At 68.1% G+C, this 26,255-nt stretch carries 20 protein-coding genes; 5 read left to right on the plus strand and 15 right to left on the minus strand.

From position 1 onward, the window contains the following. Positions 1-287 precede the first annotated feature (287 nt). Positions 288-4,574 carry a DNA-directed RNA polymerase subunit beta' gene (gene rpoC / locus COA17_RS01605; protein WP_066487664.1) on the minus strand — a complete coding sequence of 1,429 codons (4,287 nt, stop codon included), beginning with the start codon at positions 4,572-4,574 and terminating at the stop codon, positions 288-290. Positions 4,575-4,733: 159 nt separating this feature from the next. Continuing rightward, a complete protein-coding gene (gene rpoB, locus COA17_RS01610; RefSeq protein ID WP_096609767.1) occupies positions 4,734-8,915 on the minus strand; it encodes a DNA-directed RNA polymerase subunit beta in 4,182 nt (1,393 codons plus the stop codon). Positions 8,916-9,172: 257 nt separating this feature from the next. On the opposite strand from rpoB, the gene COA17_RS01615 reads away from it, so the two are divergent. Together COA17_RS01615 and COA17_RS18700 are read left to right on the plus strand one after the other, a co-directional pair. Continuing rightward, a complete protein-coding gene (locus COA17_RS01615) occupies positions 9,173-9,706 on the plus strand; it encodes an acyloxyacyl hydrolase (protein ID WP_176484758.1) in 534 nt (177 codons plus the stop codon). A gap of 52 nt (positions 9,707-9,758) precedes the next feature. Further along, positions 9,759-10,892 (plus strand): hypothetical protein, encoded by a 1,134-nt coding sequence (locus COA17_RS18700; RefSeq protein ID WP_141396998.1) that lies wholly within the window; start codon positions 9,759-9,761, stop codon positions 10,890-10,892. An 18-nt stretch (positions 10,893-10,910) separates the two neighbouring features. On the opposite strand, the gene COA17_RS01630 is transcribed toward COA17_RS18700, so the two are convergent. The 3 genes from COA17_RS01630 to rplJ all read right to left on the minus strand — a co-directional run bounded on the left by COA17_RS01630 (position 10,911) and on the right by rplJ (position 13,042). Next, a complete protein-coding gene (locus COA17_RS01630; RefSeq protein ID WP_096609775.1) occupies positions 10,911-11,819 on the minus strand; it encodes a CE1 family esterase in 909 nt (302 codons plus the stop codon). Positions 11,820-12,076: 257 nt separating this feature from the next. Further along, the gene (gene rplL / locus COA17_RS01635; protein WP_066712002.1) at positions 12,077-12,457 is read right to left on the minus strand and encodes a 50S ribosomal protein L7/L12; all 381 of its coding nucleotides are present in this window, start codon (positions 12,455-12,457) and stop codon (positions 12,077-12,079) included. A gap of 69 nt (positions 12,458-12,526) precedes the next feature. Next, positions 12,527-13,042 (minus strand): 50S ribosomal protein L10, encoded by a 516-nt coding sequence (gene rplJ / locus COA17_RS01640; RefSeq protein ID WP_066712004.1) that lies wholly within the window; start codon positions 13,040-13,042, stop codon positions 12,527-12,529. 421 nt (positions 13,043-13,463) lie between these two features. Here rplJ and COA17_RS01645 point away from each other — a divergent pair, with 421 nt between their 5' ends. Continuing rightward, positions 13,464-15,959 carry an alkaline phosphatase PhoX gene (locus tag COA17_RS01645; RefSeq protein ID WP_245857345.1) on the plus strand — a complete coding sequence of 832 codons (2,496 nt, stop codon included), beginning with the start codon at positions 13,464-13,466 and terminating at the stop codon, positions 15,957-15,959. 47 nt (positions 15,960-16,006) lie between these two features. Here COA17_RS01645 and COA17_RS01650 read toward each other — a convergent pair whose 3' ends face one another. From COA17_RS01650 to COA17_RS01695, 10 genes are all read right to left on the minus strand, one after another. Next, positions 16,007-16,741, minus strand: coding sequence for a TonB family protein (locus COA17_RS01650; protein ID WP_096609779.1), 735 nt, complete (start codon positions 16,739-16,741; stop codon positions 16,007-16,009). A gap of 10 nt (positions 16,742-16,751) precedes the next feature. Further along, the gene (locus COA17_RS01655) at positions 16,752-18,431 is read right to left on the minus strand and encodes a DEAD/DEAH box helicase (RefSeq protein WP_096609781.1); all 1,680 of its coding nucleotides are present in this window, start codon (positions 18,429-18,431) and stop codon (positions 16,752-16,754) included. Between the two features lie 49 nt (positions 18,432-18,480). Continuing rightward, positions 18,481-19,065, minus strand: coding sequence for a TIGR02466 family protein (locus COA17_RS01660; protein ID WP_096609783.1), 585 nt, complete (start codon positions 19,063-19,065; stop codon positions 18,481-18,483). A 41-nt stretch (positions 19,066-19,106) separates the two neighbouring features. After that, the gene (gene pth / locus COA17_RS01665; protein ID WP_066485379.1) at positions 19,107-19,673 is read right to left on the minus strand and encodes an aminoacyl-tRNA hydrolase; all 567 of its coding nucleotides are present in this window, start codon (positions 19,671-19,673) and stop codon (positions 19,107-19,109) included. Between the two features lie 106 nt (positions 19,674-19,779). Further along, positions 19,780-20,451: a 50S ribosomal protein L25/general stress protein Ctc gene (locus COA17_RS01670; RefSeq protein WP_066485324.1), complete on the minus strand. Its 672-nt coding sequence runs from the start codon at positions 20,449-20,451 to the stop codon at positions 19,780-19,782. Between the two features lie 119 nt (positions 20,452-20,570). Next, the gene (locus COA17_RS01675) at positions 20,571-21,470 is read right to left on the minus strand and encodes a TraB/GumN family protein (protein ID WP_066485326.1); all 900 of its coding nucleotides are present in this window, start codon (positions 21,468-21,470) and stop codon (positions 20,571-20,573) included. A 43-nt stretch (positions 21,471-21,513) separates the two neighbouring features. Further along, the gene (locus COA17_RS01680; protein ID WP_096609785.1) at positions 21,514-21,939 is read right to left on the minus strand and encodes a hypothetical protein; all 426 of its coding nucleotides are present in this window, start codon (positions 21,937-21,939) and stop codon (positions 21,514-21,516) included. Between the two features lie 5 nt (positions 21,940-21,944). Next, a complete protein-coding gene (locus COA17_RS01685) occupies positions 21,945-22,394 on the minus strand; it encodes a hypothetical protein (protein ID WP_141396999.1) in 450 nt (149 codons plus the stop codon). Beyond that, complete coding sequence (locus COA17_RS01690; protein WP_066485332.1) at positions 22,391-22,573, minus strand: hypothetical protein; 183 nt, start codon at positions 22,571-22,573, stop codon at positions 22,391-22,393. The genes COA17_RS01685 and COA17_RS01690 overlap by 4 nt, the downstream gene beginning before the upstream one ends. Beyond that, positions 22,566-22,769 carry a helix-turn-helix transcriptional regulator gene (locus tag COA17_RS01695; RefSeq protein WP_066485333.1) on the minus strand — a complete coding sequence of 68 codons (204 nt, stop codon included), beginning with the start codon at positions 22,767-22,769 and terminating at the stop codon, positions 22,566-22,568. The genes COA17_RS01690 and COA17_RS01695 overlap by 8 nt, the downstream gene beginning before the upstream one ends. Before the next feature lie 236 nt (positions 22,770-23,005). Between COA17_RS01695 and COA17_RS01700 the strand changes: the two genes are divergently transcribed. Both COA17_RS01700 and glyS read left to right on the plus strand, forming a co-directional pair. Next, positions 23,006-23,845, plus strand: a complete 840-nt coding sequence (locus COA17_RS01700) for a glycine--tRNA ligase subunit alpha (RefSeq protein WP_096610699.1) — start codon at positions 23,006-23,008, stop codon at positions 23,843-23,845. 235 nt (positions 23,846-24,080) lie between these two features. Continuing rightward, entirely contained in the window at positions 24,081-26,144 is a 2,064-nt protein-coding gene (gene glyS, locus COA17_RS01705) for a glycine--tRNA ligase subunit beta (RefSeq protein WP_096609789.1), read from the plus strand. Positions 26,145-26,255 lie beyond the last annotated feature (111 nt).

The following is a 26,255-nucleotide window of genomic DNA, read 5'->3' on the forward strand; positions in this document are numbered from 1 at the left end:
GCCGCGTGACGGACGGCAGGCGGACGGCAGCGCGACAGGCGGGGCGAACGGCGTCGGGCGCGTGTGCGTCCCCGGTTTCGCTGGCGATCGTCTGGATCGGCGACAGCGCGACGCCTGTTAGCGCCATCGGGGCCCGGCCAGCGGCGCAGTGTGCTTCGTCGCTATAGTGCGCTTGTTGCCGTCCTGCCCTTTCGATGCCGATACCGGCCGGATCGATACGAAAAAGCCGCCGTCCGGCATCCCGGACGACGGCCTTTCGCGTCAGCTGCCCGATCGGGCGGGGAAGGTTATTCCCCCGCCTCGTTCAGATACTCGCCGGCATCCGCATCGGTGCCGTGCCCCGACCGGACCACCGCGGCCAGCGGATCGCTGCCGGTGCCGACCTCGTCGCGCGGGCTGCGCGCATTTTCGGCCGCCTTCACCTGCGCGGCGGTGCCGGACAGGATCATCGCTTCCTGCAGCTTGCGCTGCTGGACCCGCAGCGCGGCGTCGCGGCTGGAGGCTGCCACGCGCAGGCGGTTCATGCCCGCGCCGGTGCCCGCCGGGATCAGGCGGCCGACGATGACATTCTCCTTCAGCCCCATCAGCGTGTCCTGCTTGCCCTGGACAGCCGCCTCGGTGAGGACGCGGGTGGTTTCCTGGAACGACGCGGCCGAGATGAAGCTGCGGGTCTGCAGCGACGCCTTGGTGATGCCCAGCAGGACCGGCTTGCCTTGCGCCGGCTGCTGGTTCTTCTCCAGCTTGGCGTTGATCGCGTCCATCTCCTCGCGGTCCACCTGTTCGCCGACCAGCAGCGTGGTGTCGCCCGACTCGATGATCTCCACCTTCTGCAGCATCTGGCGAACGATCACCTCGATGTGCTTGTCGTTGATCTTCACGCCCTGCAGTCGATAGACTTCCTGGATTTCGCTGACCAGATATTCGGCCAGCGGCTCGATGCCGAGCACTTCCAGAATGTCGTGCGGGTCGGGGCTGCCGCCGATCAGGTTGTCGCCACGCTTGACGTAGTCGCCTTCCTGAACGTCGATCACCTTCGACTTCGGCACCAGATATTCCACGACCTCGCCGCCGTCCTCGGGCTGGATACCGATCTTGCGCTTGGCCTTGTAATCCTTGCCGAACACCACCCGGCCGGAGACCTTCGCGATGATCGCATTCTCCTTCGGCTTGCGCGCCTCGAACAGCTCGGCGACGCGCGGCAGACCGCCGGTGATGTCGCGGGTCTTGGCCGATTCACGCGCGACACGCGCCAGCACGTCGCCCGCCTGCACCGCGGCATTGTCCTCGACCGACAGCACTGCGCCCGCCGCCAGCATGTAGCGTGCGGCCTCGCCCGAACCCTCGTCCAGCAGGGTCAGGCGCGGACGCAGATCCTCCTTCGACTTGGTCGACGCGCGATATTCGATCACGACGCGCTGAGCGATGCCGGTGGCTTCGTCGACCTGTTCGGTCAGCGTCTTGCCCTCGATGAGGTCCTGGAACTTCACCGTACCGGCGGTTTCCGTGATCACCGGCATGGTGAACGGATCCCATTCGGCCATCCGGTCGCCCTTGGTGACGATATGACCGTCGTCGAACATCACGTACGCGCCGTACGGGATCTTGTGCACCGCCAGCTCGCGGCCGTCCATGTCGACGATCGCGATCTCGCCCGAACGGCTCAGCACGACGCGGCGGCCGCGCTGGTCCTCGATGATCCGCAGGTCGCGGAACTCGACGGTGCCGTCGACCGGCGCCTCCAGGTTCGACTGTTCGTTCAGCTGCGCCGCACCGCCGATGTGGAAGGTCCGCATCGTCAGCTGCGTGCCCGGCTCGCCGATCGACTGCGCCGCGATGACGCCGACCGCCTCGCCGATGTTGACCGGCGTACCGCGGGCGAGGTCACGCCCGTAGCACTTGCCGCACACGCCGACCTTGCTTTCGCAGACCAGCGGCGAGCGGATCTTCATCGCCTGGATACCCAGCGCCTCGATCTGCGCCACCATCGGCTCGTCGAGCAGCGTCCCGGTCGGGATGACGACCGCACCCGTCTTGGCGTCGACGACGTCCTCGGCCGTGGTGCGGCCCAGGATACGCTCGCCCAGCGAGGCGATGGTCGAGCCGCCCTGAACGATCGCCTTCATCTCCAGCGCGCGCTCGGTGCCGCAATCGATCTCGACGATCGTGCAGTCCTGCGACACGTCGACCAGACGCCGGGTCAGGTAGCCCGAGTTCGCGGTCTTGAGCGCGGTGTCCGCCAGGCCCTTGCGGGCGCCGTGGGTCGAGTTGAAGTATTCAAGGACGGTCAGACCTTCCTTGAAGTTCGAGATGATCGGCGTCTCGATGATCTCGCCCGACGGCTTGGCCATCAGGCCGCGCATGCCGGCCAGCTGCTTGATCTGCGCGGGGCTGCCGCGCGCACCGGAGTGGGCCATCATGTAGATCGAGTTGATCGGCTTCTCGCGGCCGGTCTCCTCGTCGATGCGAACGGCCTTGATCTCGTTCATCATCGACGCCGCCACCTGGTCGCCGCAGCGGCTCCAGGCGTCGATCACCTTGTTGTACTTCTCCTGCTGCGTGATCAGGCCGTCCTGATACTGCTGCTCGAAGTCCTTCACCTGCTCGCGCGTCTCGTCGACCAGCTTGTCCTTGTCCGGCGCGATCAGCATGTCGTCCTTGCCGAACGAGATGCCGGCGCGGAACGCATGACGGAAGCCGAGCGCCATGATCGCATCGGCGAACAGCACCGTCTCCTTCTGGCCGGTGTGACGATACACCTCGTCGATCACGTCGCCGACGTCCTTCTTCGTCAGCAGGCGGTTGACGACGTCGAACGGCACCTTGTGGCTCTTGGGCAGGCATTCGCCCAGCAGCATGCGGCCCGGCGTGGTCTCATACCGCTTGAGATACTGCTTGCCGTCCTCGTCCGTCTGCGGAACGCGGCTGACGATCTTCGAATGCAGCGTCACCGCGCCGGCGTTCAGCGCCTGGTGCACCTCCTGCATGTCGGCCAGCAGCATGCCTTCGCCCGGCTCGTTCTGCTTCTCCATGGAGAGATAGTAGAGGCCCAGCACCATGTCCTGCGACGGCACGATGATCGGCTTGCCGTTCGCCGGGGACAGGATGTTGTTGGTCGACATCATCAGGACGCGTGCTTCCAGCTGCGCCTCAAGGCTCAGCGGGACGTGCACGGCCATCTGGTCGCCGTCGAAGTCGGCGTTGAACGCGGAGCAGACCAGCGGGTGGAGCTGGATCGCCTTGCCCTCGATCAGCACCGGCTCGAACGCCTGGATGCCCAGGCGGTGGAGCGTCGGCGCGCGGTTCAGCAGCACGGGGTGCTCGCGGATCACCTCGTCCAGGATGTCCCAGACCTCCTTGCGCTCCTTCTCGACCCACTTCTTCGCCTGCTTCAGCGTCATGCTGAGGCCCTTGGCGTCGAGGCGCGCGTAGATGAACGGCTTGAACAGCTCGAGCGCCATCTTCTTGGGCAGGCCGCACTGGTGCAGCTTCAGCTCCGGCCCGGTCACGATGACCGAACGGCCCGAATAGTCGACGCGCTTGCCGAGCAGGTTCTGGCGGAAGCGGCCCTGCTTGCCTTTCAGCATGTCGGACAGCGACTTGAGCGGCCGCTTGTTGGCGCCAGTGATCGTGCGGCCGCGCCGGCCGTTGTCGAACAGCGCGTCGACCGCTTCCTGCAACATGCGCTTTTCGTTGCGGACGATGATGTCCGGCGCGCGCAGCTCCATCAGCCGCTTCAGGCGGTTGTTGCGGTTGATGACGCGGCGGTACAGGTCGTTGAGGTCCGACGTCGCGAAGCGGCCACCGTCCAGCGGCACCAGCGGACGCAGTTCGGGCGGGATGACCGGCACGACCTCGAGGATCATCCATTCCGGCCGGTTGCCCGATTCCAGGAAGCTCTCGACGACCTTCAGGCGCTTGATGATCTTCTTGGGCTTCAGCTCCGACTTGGTCGTCGCCAGCTCTTCCAGAAGCTGCACCTTCTCGCCCTCGAGGTCGAGGTTCTCGAGCATGATGCGCACCGCTTCGGCGCCGATCCCGGCGGAGAAGGCGTCCTCACCATATTCGTCCTGCGCCTCGAGCAGTTCGTCCTCGGTCAGCAGCTGATACTTCTCGAGCGGCGTCAGGCCCGGTTCGATGACGATATACGCCTCGAAGTACAGCACGCGCTCCAGTTGCTTGAGCTGCATGTCGAGCAGCAGGCCGATGCGGCTCGGCAGCGACTTCAGGAACCAGATGTGCGCGACCGGTGCCGCCAGTTCGATATGGCCCATCCGCTCACGGCGGACCTTCGACACCGTGACCTCGACACCGCACTTTTCGCACACGATGCCCTTGTACTTCATGCGCTTGTACTTGCCGCACAGGCATTCGTAGTCCTTGATCGGACCGAAGATGCGCGCGCAGAACAGGCCGTCACGCTCGGGCTTGAACGTGCGATAGTTAATCGTCTCGGGCTTCTTGATCTCGCCGAAGGACCAGCTGCGGATCTTGTCCGGCGACGCGATCCCGATCTGGATCTGGTCGAAGGTTTCCGGCTTCGCGAGCGGATTGGCGAAATTGGTCAGTTCGTTCATTTCAACCTCTTTCTCCTCTCCCGCTGGGAGAGGAAGGGACCCGCCCGGCGCCGCCGGGTGGGAAGGTGAGGGGGAGGGACGCGCATCGTCGTCCTCACCCTTCCGCGGCCGTTGGCCGCTCCCTCCCTCTCCCGCCGGGAAAGGGAGGGTGGTTGCTTATTACTCGGCCGCGATCGCCACGCCGTCTTCGTCGTAACCCAGGTCCTCGTGGGACTTGAGGTCGACGTTGAGGCCCAGCGAGCGCATTTCCTTGACCAGCACGTTGAAGCTCTCCGGGATGCCGGCCTCGAACGTGTCGTCGCCCTTGACGATCGCCTCGTAGACCTTGGTGCGGCCGACCACGTCGTCCGACTTCACCGTCAGCATCTCCTGGAGCGTGTAGGCCGCGCCATATGCCTGGAGCGCCCACACTTCCATTTCGCCGAACCGCTGGCCGCCGAACTGCGCCTTGCCGCCCAGCGGCTGCTGGGTGACGAGGCTGTACGGCCCGATCGAGCGGGCGTGGATCTTGTCGTCGACCAGGTGGTGCAGCTTCAGCATGTAGATAATGCCCACCGTCACGCGCCGGTCGAACGAATCGCCGGTACGCCCGTCGTACAGGATCGACTGGCCCGACGTGTCGAGACCGGCCAGCTCCAGCATCTCCGACACGTCGCTTTCGCGTGCGCCATCGAACACGGGAGTGCCCATCGGCACGCCGGTGCGCACGTTATGGACCAGCTCGGCGATCTCCTCGCCGTCCCGTGCCTCGATCTCGTCGACGTAATGGTCGCCGTAGATGGTCTTCAGCCGCTCCTTGACCGCGTCGGGCATCTCGCCCGCCGTGGCGTCCGGATTGGCCTCGCGCCATTCCTCCAGCTGCCGCGCGACCTGCATGCCCAGGTTGCGCGCCGCCCAGCCCAGGTGCGTCTCGAAGATCTGCCCGACGTTCATGCGGCTCGGCACGCCCAGCGGATTGAGCACCAGGTCGACCGGCGTCCCGTCGGCAAGGAACGGCATGTCCTCGACCGGCAGGATGCGGCTGATGACGCCCTTGTTGCCGTGACGGCCGGCCATCTTGTCGCCCGGTTGCAGCTTGCGCTTCACCGCCACGAACACCTTGACCATCTTGAGCACGCCCGGCGGCAGCTCGTCGCCCCGCTCCAGCTTCTCGCGGCGATCCTCGAACTTGTCGCGGATGCGCTTGGCCGCCTCGTCATACTGGCCCTTCACGGCTTCCAGGTTCGCCTGCACGGCATCGTCCTGGACCGCGAACTTCCACCATTCGTGACGGTCGACGCTGTCGAGCACGTCCATGTCGATGGTGACGCCCTTCTTGACGCCCTTGGGCGCCGCGGTGGCGACCTGATCCAGCAGCATCTCGCGAAGGCGCGACCAGGTGGCACGATTGAGGATCGTGCGCTCGTCGTCGGCGTCCTTCTTCAGGCGCTCGATCTCCTCGCGCTCGATCGCCATCGCGCGCTCGTCCTTGTCGATGCCGTGGCGGTTGAAGACGCGCACGTCAACGATCGTGCCCGCCACGCCCGGCGGCAGCCGCAGCGAGGTGTCGCGCACGTCCGACGCCTTTTCACCGAAGATCGCGCGCAGCAGCTTCTCTTCCGGCGTCATCGGGCTTTCGCCCTTCGGCGTGATCTTGCCGACCAGGATGTCGCCCGGCTCCACTTCTGCGCCGACATAGACGATGCCCGCCTCGTCGAGGTTGCGCAGCGCTTCCTCGCCGACGTTCGGGATGTCGCGGGTGATGTCCTCCGGCCCCAGCTTCGTGTCGCGGGCCATCACCTCGAACTCGTCTATGTGGATCGACGTGAACACGTCGTCCTTCACGATCCGCTCGGAGATGAGGATCGAATCCTCGTAGTTATACCCGTTCCACGGCATGAACGCGACCAGCGCGTTGCGGCCCAGCGCCAGCTCGCCGAACTCGGTCGACGGGCCGTCGGCGATCGTGTCGCCGGCACGCACCACGTCGCCAACCTTCACCAGCGGGCGCTGGTTGATGCAGGTCGACTGATTCGAACGCTGGAATTTCATCAGCGTGTAGATGTCCACGCCGGATTCGGTCGCGCTGACCTCACCGGTGGCGCGAATCACGATGCGACTGGCGTCGACCTGGTCGACGACGCCGGCGCGACGCGCCGAGATCGCCGCGCCCGAATCGCGCGCCACCGTCTCTTCCATGCCGGTACCGACGAACGGCGCCTCGGCACGGACCAGCGGTACCGCCTGGCGCTGCATGTTCGAACCCATCAGCGCGCGGTTCGCGTCGTCGTTTTCCAGGAACGGGATCAGCGAGGCGGCGACCGACACCAGCTGTTTCGGGCTGACATCCATCAGCGTCACCGTTTCCGGCAGCGCCATCAGGAATTCGCCCGCCTGCCGCGCCGACACCAGCTCCTCGGTGAAACGGCCATCGGCGTCGGTTTCGGCCGAAGCCTGCGCGACGGTGTGCTTCTGCTCCTCCATCGCCGACAGGTAGACGACCTCGTTGGTCACCTTGCCGTCTACGACCTTGCGATACGGCGTCTCGATGAAGCCGTACTTGTTGACGCGCGCGAAGGTCGACAGCGAGTTGATGAGGCCGATGTTCGGGCCTTCCGGCGTCTCGATCGGGCAGATGCGGCCATAGTGCGTCGGGTGGACGTCGCGGACTTCGAAGCCCGCGCGCTCACGCGTCAGACCGCCCGGCCCGAGCGCCGAAACACGGCGCTTGTGCGTCACTTCGGACAGCGGGTTGGTCTGATCCATGAACTGCGACAGCTGCGACGAGCCGAAGAACTCGCGCACCGCGGCGACCGCGGGCTTGGCGTTGATCAGGTCGTTCGGCATGACGGTCGACACGTCGACCGACGACATGCGCTCCTTGACCGCACGCTCCATGCGCAGCAGGCCGACGCGATACTGGTTCTCCAGCAGCTCACCCACCGACCGCACGCGGCGGTTGCCGAGATTGTCGATGTCGTCGATCTCGCCCTTGCCGTCCTTCAGGTCGACCAGCGTCTTGACGACCGCGAGGATATCCTCGGTGCGCAGCGTCGTCACCGTGTCCTCGGCATCGAGGTCGAGGCGCATGTTCAGCTTGACGCGGCCCACCGCCGACAGGTCGTAGCGGTCGGGATCGAAGAACAGGCCGGCGAACAGCGCCTCGGCCGTCTCCAGCGTCGGCGGCTCGCCGGGGCGCATCACGCGATAGATGTCGGACAGCGCCTGCTCGCGCTCCTCGGCCTTGTCGGCCTTGAGCGTGTTGCGTATCCACGGCCCGGTCGAGTGATGGTCGATGTCGAGAAGGTCGATCTTCTCGATCCCGGCCTTGTCCAGCTTCTCGAGATTGTCGGGACCGATCTCGTCGCCGGCCTCGACGTAGATTTCGCCGGTGCCCTCGTTGATGAGGTCATAGGCCGAATAACGACCGTAGATCTCCTCGGTCGGGATCAGCAGCGTGGTCAGGCCGTCCTTAGCCGCCTTGTTGGCGGCGCGCGGGGTCACCTTGGTGCCGGCCGGGAACACGATCTCGCCCGACGAGGCGTCGATCAGGTCGAACGTCGGCTTGGCGCCGCGCCAGTTCTCGGCGTTGAACGGGATCTGCCAGCCCCCTTCGCCGCGCACGAAGGTGACGCGGTTGTAGAAGTGGTTGAGAATCTCTTCCGAGTTGAGGCCCAGCGCATACAGCAGCGCGGTGACCGGCAGCTTGCGCTTGCGGTCGATGCGGACGTTGACGATGTCCTTGGCGTCGAATTCGAAATCCAGCCACGAGCCGCGATACGGGATCACGCGCGCGGCGAAGAGATACTTGCCCGATGCGTGGGTCTTGCCACGGTCATGGTCGAACAGCACACCCGGCGAGCGGTGCATCTGCGACACGATGACGCGCTCGGTCCCGTTGATGAAGAAGGTGCCGTTCTCGGTCATGAGCGGCATGTCGCCCATGTAGACGTCCTGCTCCTTGATATCGAGCACCGAGCGGGTTTCCGTATCCGGATCCACCTCGAACACGATCAGGCGCAGCGTGACGCGCATCGGCGCGGCATAGGTGATGCCGCGCTGGCGGCATTCCTCGACGTCGAACTTCGGCGGCTCCAGCTCGTAATTGACGAAGTCCAGCTCGGCGGTGCCCGCGAAGTCGCGGATCGGGAAGACCGAACGCAGCGTCTTTTCCAGGCCCGAGACATAGCCGATCGACGGATCGGAGCGCAGGAACTGTTCGTAGCTTTCGCGCTGAACCTCGATCAGGTTCGGCATCTGCACCACTTCGTGGATGTTGCCGAATACCTTGCGGATGCGACGCTTGCGCGTGCCCGCCTTGTCGGTCCGCGCGGTTCCCGCGTCGATCGGATTGGTCGCCATAAGAGCTTTGTGCCTCGTCAGCCAGAATTCACGGGCGCTTGGGTCAGGAACGACGAAAGGCCGCACGTCTGATCCCGAAGATCGGGAGACGGCAGCCTGTCAGCGTCCTGTCTTTCCAGCCCCCATCCGTACGACGCGCTGCGCGACGGCGCGCCATGTCCCGAGGCTGTGGAAAGTCGTCGGGATATAGGCCCGCACTGGCACAGCGTCAACCGCGTGATGCTATCGCTGCGGGGACGGGCGGGGTAGGGGTGAGCATGTTGCGCGTCATTCCCTTCCTGGCTGGTGCCTTTGCGGCGCTGTTCCCCGTCACCGCCGGCGCGCAGGAGGTGTTTGCCGGCGTCCTGTCGCATGGCGTCGACACCCCGCTCACCAAGGCGACCGGGGAGGGCGGTACCGACCTGCAACTGGGGGTGCGCGGCAAGCCGCTGCTGAACGCGGGCGTTGCGACGCTGCGCCCCTATGCGTTCGTATCCGCGAACGCGCGCGGCGACACCAGCTTCGCCGCGGCGGGCGTGGCGCTGACGGTCGGCCTGCCGGGGTGGTTCGTGCGGCCCGGGATCGGGCTGGCGGTGCACGACGGGCCTTCCTATCGCGTCGGCGCCGATGGCTTTCGCACCGATCTGGGCAGCCGGGTGGTGTTCGAGCCGGAACTGGGCGTTGGGGTCCCGATCCTGCCCCGCGTCACCGCGGAGCTGCAATGGACGCACCTCAGCCACGCACAGCTCTTCAGCCGGCAGAACCCCGGGCTCGACATGATCGGGACGCGCGTGTCGATCCGTCTGCCGTAAATGCGTGTCGCGGGCGGTTGACGTCGGCGTGCGGGCGGGTAGCGGGGGAGCGATGAGTTTGCGTTTCCCCGTCCTGCTGGCCGGCATGTCGGCCGGCACCGCCATGGTCGCCGCTGCCGCGCGTGCGCAGGACGTGCCCGTCCCGGCGGCGACCACGTTACCCGCCGATGCCAGCGCGGTGCCGCCGCCGATCCGCGTGCCGCTGCCCGCCGCCAGCCCGTCGGTGCCTGCGGTGGCTCCGATCGTCACCGTGCCACGGGTGCGTACGACACCACGCCCGGTCGCGACGCCTACCCCGCGCATGCGCCCGACCCCGACCCCGGCTTCGACTCCGACCGCGCGTGCCACGCCGACCCCGCGTGCGACATCGACACCGACGCCTGTCCGGGTCGAGAGGGAGACGCCGTCCTCGCCGGTTCCGGTGGAGGCCGCGACGCCCGCCGCGCCGGTGACGCCCGCGACGCCGATCGCGGCTCCGTCGCCTGCCGATGCGCCGGCCGGCACCCCGTGGTGGGCAGTCGTGCTGGCCGTGCTGGGTGTCGCGGCCGCAGGGGCGTGGCTGTGGCGGCGCCGTTCGGCGCGCGTGGTCGCGGACGAGGTCGCCGCGCCGCAACCACCGGCCGCGCCCGTCGTGCCCCGCCGGCCGCGTGCCCCCGTTGACCCGACGCCGCCGGTCGCACCAGCGGCGCGCGGGTGGATCGCGTTCGATCTGGTCGCACGGCGGGCCGGCGTGAACCTGCTGACCGCGACGCTGGACGCGCAGGTCACCGTCCGTAACGACGGCGAGCGCCCGGCCGAGGATATCCGCCTCGACGTCCGGCTGCTCAGTGCCAGTGCGTCGCAGGACGACGAACTGGGCGCCATTTTCGCCCATCCGGTGGCCGCGCCCGCGACCGCACCCTTCGCGCTCGCCCCGGGTGAGGAGCGGGTCGTCACCGTGCTGGTGACGCTGCCGCGCGGGGCGATCACCGTGCTGACGGCGGGCGGGCGGCCGATGTTCGTGCCCGTCGCGGCGGTCAACCTGCGCTACGTCACCGGGGGGATCGCGGGGCAGACCGCCGGTGCGTTCGCGGTCGGGCTGGAGCGCGACGGTGCGGCGAAGCTCGCGCCCTTCTGGCTCGACGGGCCGGGACGGATGCACGATTCGGTGGCGGTTCGTCCGCACGCCCTCTCGCTGCGCAGCTGACCGGCGCCGGGCGGCGCGTCAGCGCCGTTGCGCGGCGAAGAACTGCCAGATCGTCGCGCTCGCATCGAACGCGCCGTCCGCCCCGCGGGCATCCGGCCATTCATGCTCGCCCAATGGGCGGTCGACGAAGCGGACTTCGGCGCCGCTGGTGCATCCGGTGCTCGTTTCGACCGATGCGCCCGCGCTGTGCGTGACCACCGGCGCGGCGGTGCAGCCGTTGGTTGTCCGCCACGCATCGACCGAACGGCGGGTCGCCAGGAACGGCCGGCTCTGCATCCGTCCGACGAAGCCCTTCGGGCTGTTGCCGCCCGCGAACGGCACCACGTCGTCGTGCTCACCATGGATCACCAGCATCGGCACCGGCGCCACCGCGCGTGGTTCGTCGCCGAACATCGCACCGGACACGACCGCCGCCGCGGCGATCCGGTTGCCCAGCGCGATCGCCACACGGTGCGTCAGCATTCCGCCGTTCGAAAATCCGGTGATGTAGATGCGGCGCGGATCGACCGCGGTGCGCCGCGCGACATCGTCGATCACCGCCGCGACGAAGGCGATGTCGTCGACGCCGCGCGATGCCGCCTCCCCGCAGCAGCCGCCGGCATTCCACGTCCCCATGCGATCGTTGCGACCGATCCCGTCGGGAGCGACGACGATCACGCCCGCGCGGCGTGCCTGGTCCGCCCAGCGCGCGATCATCGACGCGCCGTTGCCGCCGCCGCCATGCAGCGCGACGATCAGCGGGGCGGGGGCGCTGCCGCGATGCGCGTCGAGCAGGCGGTAGCGCCGCTGCTGCCCGGCGATCGACAGGTCATGGACGGTCGCATCGACATTGGTCCGCTGCTGCGCCGCGCGTGCCTCGCGCCATCGCGCCAGCAGGCCGGGCCGCTCCGCCAGCCCCGCATCGGCGGCCAATGCCGTCAATGCCATCGCCCCTATCAATAACGTCTTGTTGCGCACGTCCTTCGCTCCCGCAAATGGATGTTGCGCATACGTAACGGTGCCATGCCTTCCCGGCGATGAACGGCCATGCCCGCCGAACAAAAAAGGGGCGGCCCCGCACGGGAGTCGCCCCTTCTTCTGTCGCCGGGGTCACGGAAGGACATTCCATGACGCCCCACGGATGGCCGGACTACCGGCCGGCCGTGCGCAGGCGAGACGCAACGCGTCCCGCCCGCGCATTCGGCTTACTTGAGTTCGACGGTCGCGCCGGCTTCTTCCAGCTGCTTCTTGACCTTCTCGGCCTCGTCCTTCGACACGCCTTCCTTGACCGGCTTCGGCGCGCCTTCGACCAGCGCCTTGGCTTCGGTCAGGCCCAGGCCGGTGATCGCGCGGACTTCCTTGATGACGTTGATCTTCTTGCCACCGTCGCCGGTCAGCACGACGTCGAATTCGGTCTTCTCTTCAGCGGCCGGCGCGCCACCGGCGGCGCCACCGGCGGCCGGAGCCGCCGCAACCGCCGCAGCGGCCGAAACGCCCCACTTCTCTTCGAGCAGCTTCGACAGCTCGGCGGCTTCGAGGACGGTCAGTTCGCTCAGCTGGTCAACCAGCGCGTTCAGGTCTGCCATGATCTTACTTCCTATCAAGCGGGGACAGGTGCCCCAAATTCCAAAAAATCAACAGGATGCTGCCCGAAATCAGGCGGCTTCCTTCTCCGAATAAGCTGCCAGCACGCGCGCGATCTGCGCGGCCGGGGCCTGGGTGATGGTCGCCAGCTTCGTGGCGGGTGCCACGATCAGGCCGACGATCTTCGCACGCAGCTCGTCCAGCGACGGCAGCGTGGCCAGTGCCTGCACGCCCGCCACGTCCAGCGGGGTCGTGCCCATCGCACCGCCGACGATCTCGAACTTGTCGGTCGTCTTGGCGAATTCGACGACGATCTTGGCCGCCGCGACCGGATCGGTCGAGGAAGCCAGGCCGACCGGGCCGGTCAGCATGTCGCTGAGCGAACCGTAATCGGTGCCGTCGAGTGCGATCCTGGCAAGCTTGTTCTTCGAGACCTTGTAGGTCGCGCCGGCTGCCCGCATCCGGTTGCGCAAGTCGGTCGACTGCGCCACCGTCATGCCGAGGTTGCGGGTGACGACCACCACGGCAACCTCGGAAAAGGTGCGGTTCAGTTCGGCGACGGCCGCGGTCTTCTGACTACGATCCATGCCATTCTCCACGTTGGGAAGGGGCCGCGCGAACGGACCCTTCCGGGTACGAACCGCCATCCGCAAATGCGGCCGGCGGCATTGTCCAGCGATGGGGAATGGGATGCCCGCTAACGGGCGACGGGCCGCACGTGCGGCTTCCATGGGAAAGCGGCACGACTGGCGCGATCAATCCTGTCCCCGCCTCGGCGGGAGATTAAGGCATCCGGGGATGCCACCCGCTGTCTCGGACGGTGCGCCCAGGCCATCCGGCCGGGGCACGCGGGCGGCGTCATAGCCGAACCGCGCCGCGCGTCAAGCCCCGTGCGCGTGTCACCGTTCTGACGCCGATCTGTCGTTTTCGTGTCGCGGTAGCTTCATCGCCATGCCTTTTACCGCGGCCAAGTACGGCCGGTACACCGCATCGCACCGGGGGACTACCGTGACTGACCTTATCATCGGCAACGATTACGACGGCAACGTCGATGCCAACCCGTCGACCACCACCACGCTGGGTGAGCTGGTCGAGCAGCGTTACTCGCGTCGCCAGATGATGGGCGGGATGAGCGCGATGACCACCGCCGCGTTCGGCGCCACGCTGTTGACCGGGTGCAGCGACGATGACGACGGGCGCAATTCCGTCATCACCGTGGCGGACGGCACCACCGTCCAGGCGCAGGGTGGCCGGGTCGTCACGCTGAGCTCCAGCGCCAGCAGCAACGCGACGTCGAGCACCTGGACGCAGGTGAGCGGGCCGACCGTCGCGCTGACCGTCAGCGGCACCTCGGTCAGCTTCGTGACCCCCAACGTCGCCAGCACGACCAACATCGTCCTGCAGTTCACCGCCTCCGGCCCGAGCGGGTCGAGCAGCGAGCGTTCGACCGTCGTCGTCAGCCCGGCGACGCTGGCGTTCACCGCGGTCGCCAAGAACAAGAACGACATCGTGACCGTCCCGACCGGCTATACCGCCACCGTGCTGTACCGCGCGGGCGACCCGATCGCCTCGGGCGTTTCGGCGTTCGCCAACAACGGGTCGGACACCAATTACGCGCAGCGCGCCGGCGACAACCATGACGGCATGAGCTATTTCGGGCTGGCTGCCAGCGGCAACACCCCGGACGCGAGCAACAGCACACGCGGCCTGCTGGCGATCAACCACGAATATATCAACCCGCAGTATATGCACGTCGGCGCGCCGACGACCGTGGCGGACTCGGCGGGCGTGCAGCGCCGCCCGGAGGCCGAGGTGGTCAAGGAGATCGAGGCGCATGGCGTTTCGGTGGTCGAGGTGACCCGCGCGGGCAACACCGGTGCGTGGAGCTATGTCGCGGCGAGCGCGCTCAACCGCCGCGTGACGCCGAACACGCCGGTGACGTTCAGCGGCCCGGCGCGCGGCGACGCGCAGCTGCGCACGCGCTATTCGGCGGACGGCACCACCGGTCGCGGCACGATCAACAATTGCGCGAACGGCGCGATGCCGTGGGGCACCTACGCCACCTGCGAGGAAAACTGGGCGGGCTATTTCGCGCGGTCGTCGACCGACGCGGCGGTGCGGACCGCGGCGGGAAATGCCAAGCAGGTGACGTCGATGTCGCGCTACGGCGTCGGCACCGCCAGCCGCTACGGCTGGGAAACGGTGGCCGCAGCGGATGCGAGCAGCACGATCTTCTCGCGCTGGAACGCCTCGGCAGTCGCCGCCAATGCCGCGGACGGCACCGCCGATTTCCGCAACGAGCCGTTCACCTTCGGCTGGGTGGTCGAGATCGATCCCTATGATCCCAGCTCGACCCCGCGCAAGCGTACCGCGCTGGGCCGCATGGCGCACGAAGGCGTGATGGCGGGCCGCATGATTGCGGGCGTGAAGCCGGCGTTCTACATGGGCGACGACGGCCGCAACGAATATATCTACAAGTTCGTATCGGCCACTGCCTGGTCGGCGGCGGACGCCACCGCGTCGAACCGGCTGGCGACCGGTGACAAGTATCTCGACACCGGCACGCTGTATGTCGCGAAGTTCAACGCCGACGGCACGGGTACCTGGCTGCCGCTGGTGTTCGGCCAGAACGGGCTGACGGGGAGCGCGTCCTATCCGTTCGCCAGCCAGGCCGACGTGCTCATCAACGCCCGCATCGCGGCGGACATTCTGGGTGCCACCCCGATGGATCGCCCGGAATGGACCGCGGTGAACCCGGTCAATGGCGAGATGTACTGCACGCTGACCAATAACTCGAACCGCCGCGGCGTGGCGTCGAGCAGCAGCACCCGCGCGGTCGATGCGGCCAACCCGCGCGCCTATGTCGACACCCGCACCGACGGCGGCACCAACAGCGGCAACGCCAACGGGCATGTCGTACGCCTGCGCGAGGCCAACGACTCGACCGAATCGCTGACCTTCACCTGGGACGTCTACGCCTTCGGTGCGCGCGCCAACGCCAATGCCGACAACATCAACCTGTCGGGGCTGGACGACACCAACGATTTCTCGTCGCCCGATGGCCTGTGGTTCGGCCTGCCCACCAACGCGGCCGGCCAGGCGTCGCCGCTGCTGTTCGTACAGACCGACGACGGCGCCTACACCGACGTGACCAACTGCATGATGCTGATCGGCATGCCCGGCCGCGTCGGTGACGGCACGACCAAGAGCGTCACGACCAGCTTCGGCGGCACCGCCACCACGACGACCCGCGTCGGCGCGGCGCCGGGTGCGAAGCTGAAGCGCTTCCTGGTCGGCCCGAAGGAGTGCGAGATCACCGGCATCACCTCGACCGCCGACGGCCGCACGATCTTCGTCAACGTCCAGCACCCGGGTGAGGACGGCAACTTCGCCAACATCACCTCCAACTGGCCGCAGAGCCAGGCGACCGGCACCGGCACCGGTCGTCCGCGGGCGGCCACGGTGGTCATCACCAAGAACGACGGCGGCGTCGTCGGCCTGTAAGGCGCGGGTACTCCGCCGACCCTGCGCGGCGCCCCGTCGTCCGGCCGTCACGGTCCGGGCGGCGGGGCGTCGCCGTTGATGGCGCCGTCGGCGGCCGCGTCGATCCACCAACGTTGCTCCCAGCCGCGCTCCTCGGCGTGGGGCGCACCATTCGCGTCGCGGGCGGGGGCGTAGCCGAACCGCTGCTCGATCAGTCGACATGTCGTCGCATCGAGCGCCGCGTTGCCGCTGGACCGCATCGTGCGACAGGCGATCGCGCGGCCATCCAGCGTAACGGTGAAGCGCACCGTCACCACCCCGTCGATCCGCGCGCGGCGTTCGGCGGCGGGATAGTCGCGGGCGCGGATCACCCCGCGAATCAGTCGGGCGGGTGTCCCGGCAGCGCCCGCGCCCGCGCCCGCGCCGGCGCCTTCCGCGCCGCTGCCGTTCCCATCGCTGGTCGCGGCGCCGTCGGCCTGCGCGCCAATTCCGCTGCCTGCGACCGGAGCGGCCAGCAGCGGAACGGATGGCGGGACGATAATGACCGGCGGCGCGGCGAGCGGGGTGGGATTCGCGGTCCGGGCCGGCGCCCGGACGGATGAACGGCCCGCATCGTCCGCCGCCGGGAGCGGGGGCGGGGGAGCGGGCGCGGGCGGCGGAATGTCGAACGTGGCCAGCGAAGCCCCCGGCGTCGCCCCGGGCACCGCCTCATCCGGCGCGAGCAGCCACCAGCAGGCCGCGGAATGAAGCGCCAGCACCAGCGCCCACGCGACGATCCGTTCGGTTCGCCGCGTCCCGGTCATGATCGTCGCGTCAGCGCCGCGGGCGCGGGGTGCGTTGCGCCTGATAGCGCCGCTGCGGCGGGCCGCCGGCGCCGCCCGGACCGCCGCGCATTGGCGCCGGCGCGCCCTGCATCGGCTCGATCCGCACGCCGCTTTCGTCCTCGCCATCAGCATTGGCGCTGGCGCGTACCGCGGCCGCGAAGCGGCCGGCGAGCGCGCTGGGCACCTGAAACTGCGTTTCCATCGCGCCGATGCGGATCGCCCCGATCTCCGCCTTGGTCACATGGCCGCGGCGGCACAGCAGCGGCAGCACCCAGCGCGGATCGGCATTCTGCCGCCGGCCGACGTTCATGCGGAACCACACGACATCGTCGAAGCCGGGGCGGTGCGCCTTCTGCCGATCCTCCGGCGCGCGGTCGGACAGTTCCTCGGGCGCGGGCAGGCTGGCGCGCTGCGCCGCGACGAAGGCGGCGGCGATCTCCTCCGCCGATCGCTGCGCCAGCAATTCGGCGGCGAGCGCCTGATCGTCCTCGTCCACCTCGACCGGGGCGAGCAGACGTTCGAGCAGTCGCTCGCGGTCCTTCGCGCGGATCGCCTCTGCGGTCGGCACCTCGCCCCATTCGGCGGCGATACGCGCGCCGCGCAGCATCATCTCGACACGGCGACGGCGCGGGTAGGGGACCAACAGCACCGCCGTCCCCTTCTTGCCGGCGCGTCCGGTGCGGCCCGAACGGTGCTGCAACACCTCGGCATCGCGCGGCAGTTCGACATGGACGACCAGGCTCAGCGTCGGCAGGTCGATGCCGCGCGCGGCCACGTCGGTCGCTACGCACACCCGCGCACGGCGGTCGCGCAGCGCCTGGAGCGCGTGGTTACGCTCATTCTGCGAATGCTCGCCCGACAGCGCCACCGCGGCGAACCCACGCTCGACCAGCCCGGCGTGCAGGTGGCGGACATTGTCGCGCGTCGCGCAGAACAGGATCGCGGTCTCCGCCTCGTAGAAGCGCAGCAGGTTGATGACCGCATGCTCGATTTCCGAAGGGGAGACGGTGACCGCGCGATAGGTGATGTCGCCATGCCCGCGCTGTTCGCTGACGGTCGAGATGCGCAACGCATCGCGCTGATACTTGCGGGCCAGCGCGACGATCGTCTTGGGCAGGGTGGCGGAGAACAGCAATGTGCGCCGTTCCGCCGGTGTTTGGTCGAGCAGCGCCTCCAGATCGTCGCGGAAGCCCATGTCGAGCATCTCGTCCGCCTCGTCCAGCACCGCTGCGCGGATCTGCGACAGGTTCAGCGCGCCGCGCTCGACATGGTCGCGCAGGCGCCCGGGGGTGCCGACGACGATGTGGGCGCCGTGGTTCAGCGCGCGGCGTTCGCGGCTGGGGTCCATGCCGCCGACGCAGGTGGCGATCCGCGCATCGGCGTAAAGCCACGTCAACTCCTTGGCGACCTGCAGCGCCAGTTCGCGTGTCGGCGCGATTACCAGCGCCAGCGGCGCGCCCGGCTGCGGCAGCTGGTCGTCTGTCAGCAACTGGCCGGCGATCGCCAGCCCGAAGGCGACGGTCTTGCCGGAGCCGGTCTGTGCCGACACCAGCAGGTCGCGGCCGATCGCCTCGTCGGCGGTCACCTCGCTCTGGACGGGGGTGAGCGCGGCATAGCCACGCGCTTCTAGCGCGCTCGACAGTGCGGCGGGGATGTTCGTTGCGTTCATGAGATCGTCCAGATGGTATCGCGAAGGCGGAAATGCCAGTGGCGCCGGGTTACCAGCGGTAATTGAAACTGATGCTGATGCGGTCCGCCTTCGCGGCGTTGGGCATCACTTCGTGTCGCAGCCAGCTTTCCCAAAGGAAGACGGTGCCGGGCTGCGGCTCCGCATAGACGAAGGTGTCGGCGCGCGGCGGCGCGGCCATCAGCATCGTCAGCCGCGGATCCTCCAGCTTGAGCGCGCCTGACCCCGGCGGCACCGCGACGTAGCAGGTGCCCGACACGACGCTGTGCGGATGGATGTGCCCCGAATGGGCGCCGCCCGGCTTCATGATGTTGACCCACAGGCTGTCCAGCTTCAGCCGGCGCCCGCCCAATTCCATTCCCGCATCGCGCGCGAAGGCGGCGACATGTCGGTCGAGGTGCCGTTTCAGATCAGAGAAGACGGGGTCGCGCAGCGGCAGATCGTCGAGCGACGCATAGCTGGTGTAGCCGCGATAGCCGTGCTCCTTCGACCAGCGCCGCCCCGCGACGTCGTCCTGCGCCAGCGTGCGGCACGATTCGTCCAGCTCGGCGATCAGATCGGGGGAGTCGATCGGCGCTTCGTAAAAATGGGTCGGGAACAGCTGGCGTGTCGGCATCGGGGCGGTCCTGTCGGCGGAAGGGGAGGGCGGGCGCGGCATCACCCCAGGCGCAGCGCGACGTCGTTCATGAAGCGCGTGTCGTCGCCCTTCGCCAGCCAGTCCGCCTCCGCCGCGACCGCGCCGAGCAGGTCGGACAGCGGCTCGATCTCCGTCTTGGCGTAATTGCCCAGCACATGCCCGGTCACGCGGTCCTTGTGGCCCGGATGGCCGATGCCGATCCGCACGCGCCGGAAATCGGGGCCGAGATGCTGGTCGATCGAGCGCAGGCCGTTATGTCCGGCCGTCCCGCCGCCCTGCTTCACTTTCACCTTCATCGGCGCCAGGTCGAGTTCGTCGTGGAACACGGTCAGCGCCTCGACGCCCAGCTTGTAGAAGCGGATCGCCTCGCCCACCGACCGGCCGCTGTCGTTCATGAAGGTGGCGGGCTTGAGCAGCAGCACCCTGTCGCCGCCGATCCGACCTTCCTGCAACCAGCCCTGGAACTTCTTCGCGGGCGGGGCAAAGCCATGGACCTCGGCGATGGCGTCCAGCGCCATGAAGCCGACATTGTGCCGGTTCATCGCATATTGCGCGCCCGGATTGCCCAGGCCGACCCACAATTGCATGTCGCGTTCCTTCAAAGGGCGAAGGGGGCAAAAAGCGAAGGGGGCAGGGGAGCGTCGCCGCTGCCCTGCCCCCGTAAGACTTGCCGTAGGCGGCAAGGCGGCGCGATTACTCGCCCTTGTCCTCGCCCTCTTCCTCGGCGGCGGCTTCGGCAGCAGCCTCGGCCGACGCGGCTTCGGCCAGCGCGGCTTCCTCGGCGGCCTGTTCCTGCGCCTCGGCGAGCATCGCCGACGGGGCGACGATCGTGGCGACGGTGAATTCCGGATCCTCGATCACCAGCTTCGCGCCCTTGGGTACGCGCACGTCGCCGATGTGGATCGTGTCGCCCACGTCCTTGCCCTTCACCGACACGACGATTTCCGACGGGATGTCCGCGGCGTCGACGGTCAGCTCCAGTTCGGTAGCGACCAGCGACAGCACGGCGCCCTTCTTCACGCCCGGCGACAGTTCCTCGTCCACGATCACGACCGGGACCGGCACGGTGACGGTTTCGTGCGCGGCGATGCGCAGGAAGTCGACGTGCGTCGGACGATCGGTGACGGGGTGGAACGCCACGTCCTTGGCCAGCGTGCGCTGACCGTCGACCATGATGACCGAGTTCATGAAGTGGCCGGTCATCAGTGCCTTGACCAGCGCCTTCTCCTCGAGATGGATCGCGGTCGGTTCCTTCTTCTGGCCGTAGATCACGGCGGGGACGCGGCCGTCACGACGCAGTGCACGGGAGGCTCCCTTGCCAACCCGGTCACGCGCCTCGGCTGCGAGCGTGATGGTGTCGCTCATGCGATATGCTCCGAAACTTGTGAGTACGTTTCCCGACACGCCTCCAGGGATGACCATGGCGGGAAGCCGGCGCGCTTAGCGGCAACGCGCCGGAAACGCAAGGTCGGCCGGGCGCCGCGTCAGTAGTTCACACGCACCGCATTCAGCTTGTACGCGCCCAGCTGCGCCTGCACGCTCTGGTCGCCCGCCAGATGCCCCGCGCCGACCGCGATGAAGACGGTGCCCGGCTGCTTCATCCGCTCCGCGATCCACGCCGCCCAGCGCTTGTTGCGGTCGGTCAGCAGCGTCTTGGCGACCTCGGGCGAATCCTTGAGCGATTCGTTCATTTCCGCGGCCACGCCGTCGGGGTTGCCCTTCGCCCAAGCGGACACCATCGTCTCGAACGTGGTTTCCACCTTTGGCAGTTCGTCGAGGGTGCTTTCCAGCAGCTGGAGCTGTCCGTCGCGCGAGATGCCGTCGAAGATGCCCAGCTGCCCCTCGAACGTTTCCAGCCCCTCGACCTTCTTGCCGGCGGCGCGCGCCGCCTTGGTCAGCACGGCTTCGGGGCCGTTGGCGGGATCGTAGCCCAGCTTCTGGATCGGCAGCAGCGACAGGGTGACCGCGGCGAACCACGGGCGCATCTTGTCGTAGGCCGCCGCGGGGACGTTGCCCTGGCCCATCGCGGTGGCGAAGGCGCCACGGTAATTGGGGGGCAGCGCCTGGGTCAGCGGGGTGCCGGCGGGGTCGAACGCCTTGGCCATGACGACGCGCTGCTGGGTGGCCGCGTCGGGTTCGACCATCTCCAGCACCAGCGTCTGCGAGGCGTCGAACGCCTTCTTCACGCCTTCGTCGAACCAGCTGAGACCCGGTTTCAGCACGTGGATGGTGCCGAACAGATAGATGGTCGTATCGGCGTCCTTCACCACCCACAAGGCGGGATCGGCGTCGGTGGGGGACGAGTCGCGCGCCTGTTGCGCACAGGCGGGGAGCGCCAGCAGCAGGGCAATGGCGGTGGTGGCGGTCTTCATGAGGCGGTTCATGGAGGAGGTTCCTAACGAAGGAAACAGGGTGGTGGAAACAGGGTCAGCGATACTTTCGCCATAGCCAGACGATGCCGGTGACCGCGATCATCGCAGCGAACAGCGCGGTCGCGTCGACCGGCGGGAGCATTCCGGCGCGCCAGAACGTCCACCAGATCGGCGCGCCGATCGCCACGGCGTAGAAACCCGCGACCGCGCCGTCGCGATACGCCTCGCGTTCATGCTCGTCGACGACGCGGTGCCAGCGCCACGAAATGACCGGCAGTACCACGCCCCAGGCGAACGCGAGCACGACCGCGAACCACAAGGGCAGCGGCGCGGACATGAGATCGGGGCGTGTCCCGTCGGGCACCCCGCGCGTCGCCACCAGCGCGATGCCCAGGCCGATCGCGCCGCCGAGCAGCCCCGACAGCGCCAGCAGGCGGTGATTGGCGCGCTGTCGCCCGCCGGGTCGATGGATCCGCGGCATCCCGATTACCCCCGCGCCTTGCGCCACGCGAACACCGCCAGCCCTGCGGCAAGCGACACCCACCACAGCGCGTCCGCCAGCGACCCGCTGTCCATCGCCCGTTCCATTTGCTCGGCCAGCGGATGACCGATGAAGCCGACGACGCCGATCGTTGCCCACATCGATAGCGCGTCGCGTCGCTGGACCTCGTCCGCCTCGCGCCAGCCCCAGATGCCCGCACCCAGCACCACGATTGCGAAAGTGATCGTGGTCGCCACCACCTCCGTCGCGGGGACGGAGACGCGGTGGGGGCGTCCGAGGAACCCGTCGGCCACGCCGGCCAGGAACGGCAGCGCGATCATGCTGACGGTCGCGGCGACGATGATGGCTGCCGCGCGGCGCACCCGGCGGCGGCGACGGTCGCGCATGCGCGCCTCGCCCCAGCCGGCTTCCGCAGCGATAGGGGCAGGGGTCATCGCCATTCCACCGCGACGTTGATAGCCAGATGCGGCAGGCGCCACGAGGCGGACGGCGCGCCATCGCCGATCGCGCGCTCCAGCACGGTCAGCGGATCGTGCCCCATCACCATCAGCCCCAGCACGATGCCGAGCACGAGCTGCGCCACCGCGTTGCGCCCGCGCGGCCGGTCACGCATCACCTTCTCCGTCATCGAAAATCTCCTCGATCGTGAGGCCGAACAGCCGGCCGATGCGGAAGGCGAGCGGCAGCGAGGGATCGTATTTCCCCGTTTCGATCGCGTTCACCGCCTGGCGCGACACGTCCAGCCGCCCGGCCAGCTCGGCCTGGCTCCAGTCGCGTTCCGCACGCAGCACCTTGAGGCGATTCTTCATGTCGCTTCCTTGCAACATCCAAAGCCTCTTGTCAGCATCGCCTGACCGAATGTCAGGTGACCGTGACAAAGTGTCAGCGAGTCGCGTCTTTGTCAAGCGTGCCTGACAAAATGTCATGCAAGGTTGGCGACAGCGACGCGGGTCACGCGGTGGCGAGTTGATTCCGTCGGGCGGTTCCGCCACAGGCTGCGCGCGTGAGCGACCCGTCTGCCCCCCGCCCGCTGTCCTTCCAGGCGATGATCCTGCGGCTCCACCAATATTGGTCGGAGCATGGATGTGCGATCCTGCAACCCTATGACATGGAAATGGGGGCGGGGACGTTCCACCCGGCGACCACGTTGCGCGCGCTGGGGCCGGACGCGTGGAACGCCGCCTATGTCCAGCCGTGCCGCCGCCCGACCGACGGCCGCTATGGCGAGAACCCCAACCGGCTGCAGCATTATTACCAATATCAGGTGATCCTGAAGCCCAGCCCGCCGAACCTGCAGGAACTGTACCTGGGGTCGCTGGCGGCGATCGGGGTGGACATGCGCGTCCACGACATCCGCTTTGTCGAGGACGATTGGGAAAGCCCGACGCTGGGCGCCTGGGGCCTCGGCTGGGAAGTGTGGTGCGACGGGATGGAGGTGACGCAGTTCACCTATTTCCAGCAGATGGGCGGTTTCGACATGAAGCCGGTTGCGGGCGAGCTGACCTACGGGCTGGAGCGGCTGGCGATGTACATCCAGAACGTCGACAATGTGTACGACCTGGCGTTCAACGATGCGGGCGTTTCGTACGGCGACGTGTTCCTGGAGAACGAGCGCCAGATGTCGACGTGGAATTTCGAGGTGGCAGACACCGACCGGCTGTTCGACGCGTTCCGCAAGGCGGCGGCCGAGTGCGAGAATTGCCTGGCGGCGAAGCTGCCGATCGCGGCGTACGAACAGGCGATCAAGGCCAGCCATACGTTCAACCTGTTGCAGGCGCGCGGCGTGATCTCGGTCGCCGAGCGGCAGGCCTATATCGGCCGCGTGCGCGATCTGGCGAAGGCGGCGTGCGCGGCACAGATGGAGAAGAACGGGTGGGCGGCGTGATGTCCGCGCGACGCCGCGACGGTGCCGTCGATTTTTTCGCGCAGAGGCGCAGAGGCGCAGAGATGGGGCGCTTGCGGTTCGATCGTGCGGCAGCAACTGACGTTCGGCAGCGTGGCGGTGGCGGAATACTTGCCGCTGGCGCGGCCTCTCTGCGGCTCTGCGTCTCGGCGCGAACCAAGCGTCTTCGCGTCTTCGCGCCTTCGCGTGAACCCTCCTTCCAGACGGCGATTTTCGCATGACCGACTTCCTGCTCGAACTCCGTTCCGAGGAGATCCCCGCCCGGATGCAGGCCAAGGCGCGTGAGGATCTGGCGCGCCTGTTCGCGGGTGAACTGGCGAAGGCCGGGCTGAGCGCGTCGGAGACGGTCACCTATGCCACGCCGCGGCGGCTGGCGTTGATCCTGCGCGGGCTGCCGGACGCGACCCAGGCGGTGAGCGAGGAAGTGAAGGGGCCGAAGGCGAGCGCCCCGCCGCAGGCGCTGGAAGGCTTCCTGCGCAAGACCGGGCTGACCCGCGAGCAACTGGTCGAGCGCGACGGCGTGCTGTTCGCGGTCACCGAACGTCCCGGCCGCGCCACGCCCGAGGTGCTGGCCGAGGCGATCCCCGTCGTCATCCGCGCCTTTCCCTGGCCCAAGTCGATGCGCTGGGGCGCGGCGTCGGCTTCGACCGAGAGCTTGCGCTGGGTGCGGCCGTTGCAGGGCATCGTAGCGCTGTTCGGCGAGGCGGTGGTGCCGGTGGAGATCGCCGGGATCGCCAGTGGCGCGACGACGGCGGGGCACCGTTTCCATCATCCGGACGCGGTGACGATCCGGTCGGCGGCAGACTATGTCGAGACGCTGCGCGACGCGCATGTCATCGTCGACCAGGATGAGCGCGCGGCGATCATCGCGACCGGCGCGGCGATGGTCACCGCCAAGGCGGGGCTGACGCTGGTGCGCGACGAAGGGCTGCTGGCCGAGAATGCCGGGCTGACCGAATGGCCGATGCCGCTGCTGGGCCGCTTCGACCCCGATTATCTGTCGGTCCCGCCCGAGGTGATCCAGCTGACCGCGCGGGTGAACCAGAAGTATTTCGTGTGCCGCGATGCTGACGGGAAGCTGGCCAATGCCTTCGTCTGCACCGCGAATATCGATGCCGACGACGGCGGGGCGAAAATCGTCGAGGGCAACCGCAAGGTGCTGGCGGCGCGGCTTTCCGATGCGCGCTTCTTCTACGACACCGACCTGAAGGTGCCGCTGGAGGAGCAGGCGAAGAAGCTGGATCGGATCGTCTTCCACGAAAAGCTGGGGACGGTCGCCGACAAGGTGGAGCGCGTCGCGAAGCTGGCCGAGTGGTTGACGAGCGAGGGCGTCGTGCCGGGATGCGACCCGGCACTTGCGCGTCGCGCGGCCGAACTGTGCAAGGCCGATCTGGTCACCGGCATGGTCGGCGAATTCCCGGAACTGCAGGGGCTGATGGGCGGCTATTACGCCGCCGCGCAGGGCGAGGACCCGGCGGTCGCGAACGCGATCCGCGATCACTACAGGCCGGTCGGGCAGGGCGACGAGGTGCCGACCGATCCGGTGACGGTGGCGGTGTCGCTGGCGGACAAGCTGGATAGCCTGCAACAGTTCTTCGCGATCGGTCAGGCGCCGACCGGCTCGAAGGATCCGTTCGCGCTGCGTCGGTCCGCGCTCGGGGTGATCCGGCTCATCACTGAGAACCGGGTGCGTTACTCGGTGCCGGCGGACCTGCTCGACTTCTTCGCCGACCGCCTCAAGGTCCAGCAGCGCGAGGCGGGCGTTCGTCATGACCTGATCGACGCGGTGTTCGCGCTGGGTGGGGAAGACGATCTGGTTCGGCTGCTGGCGCGGGTCCATGCGTTGCAGGCGTTCGTCGGCACCGATGACGGTGCGAACCTGCTCGCCGGGTACAAGCGGGCGGCGAACATCCTGAAGAAGGAAGGCGTCACCACTGACGTCACGCCAGCGAAGGCTGGGGTCTCTGGCGAGGGAGCGGGGCAGGAGCCGCGCGAGGCCCCGGCTTCCGCCGGGGCGACGTATGATCGCGAACCCGCCGAGGCGGCGCTGGTTGCCGCGCTCGACGCCGCCGAACCCGCCGCCGCGGATGCGGTCGCGCGCGAGGATTTCGCGGGGGCGATGGCCGCGCTGGCGACGCTGCGCGCGCCGATCGACGCCTTTTTCGAGGCGGTGACGGTCAACGATGCCGATCCGGCGAAGCGCGCGGCGCGGCTGGCGTTGCTGCTGCGGGTGCGCGACGCGGTGCACGGCGTCGCCGATTTCTCGCGTATCGAGGGGTAGGCGCGCGTCCGCCGCTGGCGAAAGGCCTGCTGTCGCGGGGCGAGGCGAATCCATATTGCTTTCCGGCGCGCAACGGTGTGTTGCGTTGCAACAACGACATGGATGCGAACG

The organism is Sphingomonas ginsenosidimutans (genome assembly GCF_002374835.1).
In the GTDB taxonomy this organism is placed as follows: Bacteria; Pseudomonadota; Alphaproteobacteria; order Sphingomonadales; family Sphingomonadaceae; genus Sphingomonas; species Sphingomonas ginsenosidimutans.

What these genes read in the sequence shown, in the direction of transcription:
- pth (WP_066485379.1), bottom strand. Translation starts at nt 19,673, where the DNA reads ATGCAATTGTGGGTCGGCCTGGGCAATCCGGGCGCGCAATATGCGATG.
- COA17_RS01675 (WP_066485326.1), bottom strand. Translation starts at nt 21,470, where the DNA reads ATGAACCGCCTCATGAAGACCGCCACCACCGCCATTGCCCTGCTGCTG.
- COA17_RS18700 (WP_141396998.1), top strand. Translation starts at nt 9,759, where the DNA reads ATGAGTTTGCGTTTCCCCGTCCTGCTGGCCGGCATGTCGGCCGGCACC.
- COA17_RS01690 (WP_066485332.1), bottom strand. Translation starts at nt 22,573, where the DNA reads ATGCGTGACCGGCCGCGCGGGCGCAACGCGGTGGCGCAGCTCGTGCTC.
- COA17_RS01685 (WP_141396999.1), bottom strand. Translation starts at nt 22,394, where the DNA reads ATGACCCCTGCCCCTATCGCTGCGGAAGCCGGCTGGGGCGAGGCGCGC.
- COA17_RS01615 (WP_176484758.1), top strand. Translation starts at nt 9,173, where the DNA reads ATGTTGCGCGTCATTCCCTTCCTGGCTGGTGCCTTTGCGGCGCTGTTC.
- rpoC (WP_066487664.1), bottom strand. Translation starts at nt 4,574, where the DNA reads ATGAACGAACTGACCAATTTCGCCAATCCGCTCGCGAAGCCGGAAACC.
- rpoB (WP_096609767.1), bottom strand. Translation starts at nt 8,915, where the DNA reads ATGGCGACCAATCCGATCGACGCGGGAACCGCGCGGACCGACAAGGCG.
- rplJ (WP_066712004.1), bottom strand. Translation starts at nt 13,042, where the DNA reads ATGGATCGTAGTCAGAAGACCGCGGCCGTCGCCGAACTGAACCGCACC.
- COA17_RS01695 (WP_066485333.1), bottom strand. Translation starts at nt 22,769, where the DNA reads ATGAAGAATCGCCTCAAGGTGCTGCGTGCGGAACGCGACTGGAGCCAG.
- COA17_RS01680 (WP_096609785.1), bottom strand. Translation starts at nt 21,939, where the DNA reads ATGCCGCGGATCCATCGACCCGGCGGGCGACAGCGCGCCAATCACCGC.
- COA17_RS01650 (WP_096609779.1), bottom strand. Translation starts at nt 16,741, where the DNA reads ATGACCGGGACGCGGCGAACCGAACGGATCGTCGCGTGGGCGCTGGTG.
- COA17_RS01655 (WP_096609781.1), bottom strand. Translation starts at nt 18,431, where the DNA reads ATGAACGCAACGAACATCCCCGCCGCACTGTCGAGCGCGCTAGAAGCG.
- COA17_RS01660 (WP_096609783.1), bottom strand. Translation starts at nt 19,065, where the DNA reads ATGCCGACACGCCAGCTGTTCCCGACCCATTTTTACGAAGCGCCGATC.
- rplL (WP_066712002.1), bottom strand. Translation starts at nt 12,457, where the DNA reads ATGGCAGACCTGAACGCGCTGGTTGACCAGCTGAGCGAACTGACCGTC.
- COA17_RS01670 (WP_066485324.1), bottom strand. Translation starts at nt 20,451, where the DNA reads ATGAGCGACACCATCACGCTCGCAGCCGAGGCGCGTGACCGGGTTGGC.
- COA17_RS01700 (WP_096610699.1), top strand. Translation starts at nt 23,006, where the DNA reads ATGATCCTGCGGCTCCACCAATATTGGTCGGAGCATGGATGTGCGATC.
- COA17_RS01630 (WP_096609775.1), bottom strand. Translation starts at nt 11,819, where the DNA reads ATGGCATTGACGGCATTGGCCGCCGATGCGGGGCTGGCGGAGCGGCCC.
- glyS (WP_096609789.1), top strand. Translation starts at nt 24,081, where the DNA reads ATGACCGACTTCCTGCTCGAACTCCGTTCCGAGGAGATCCCCGCCCGG.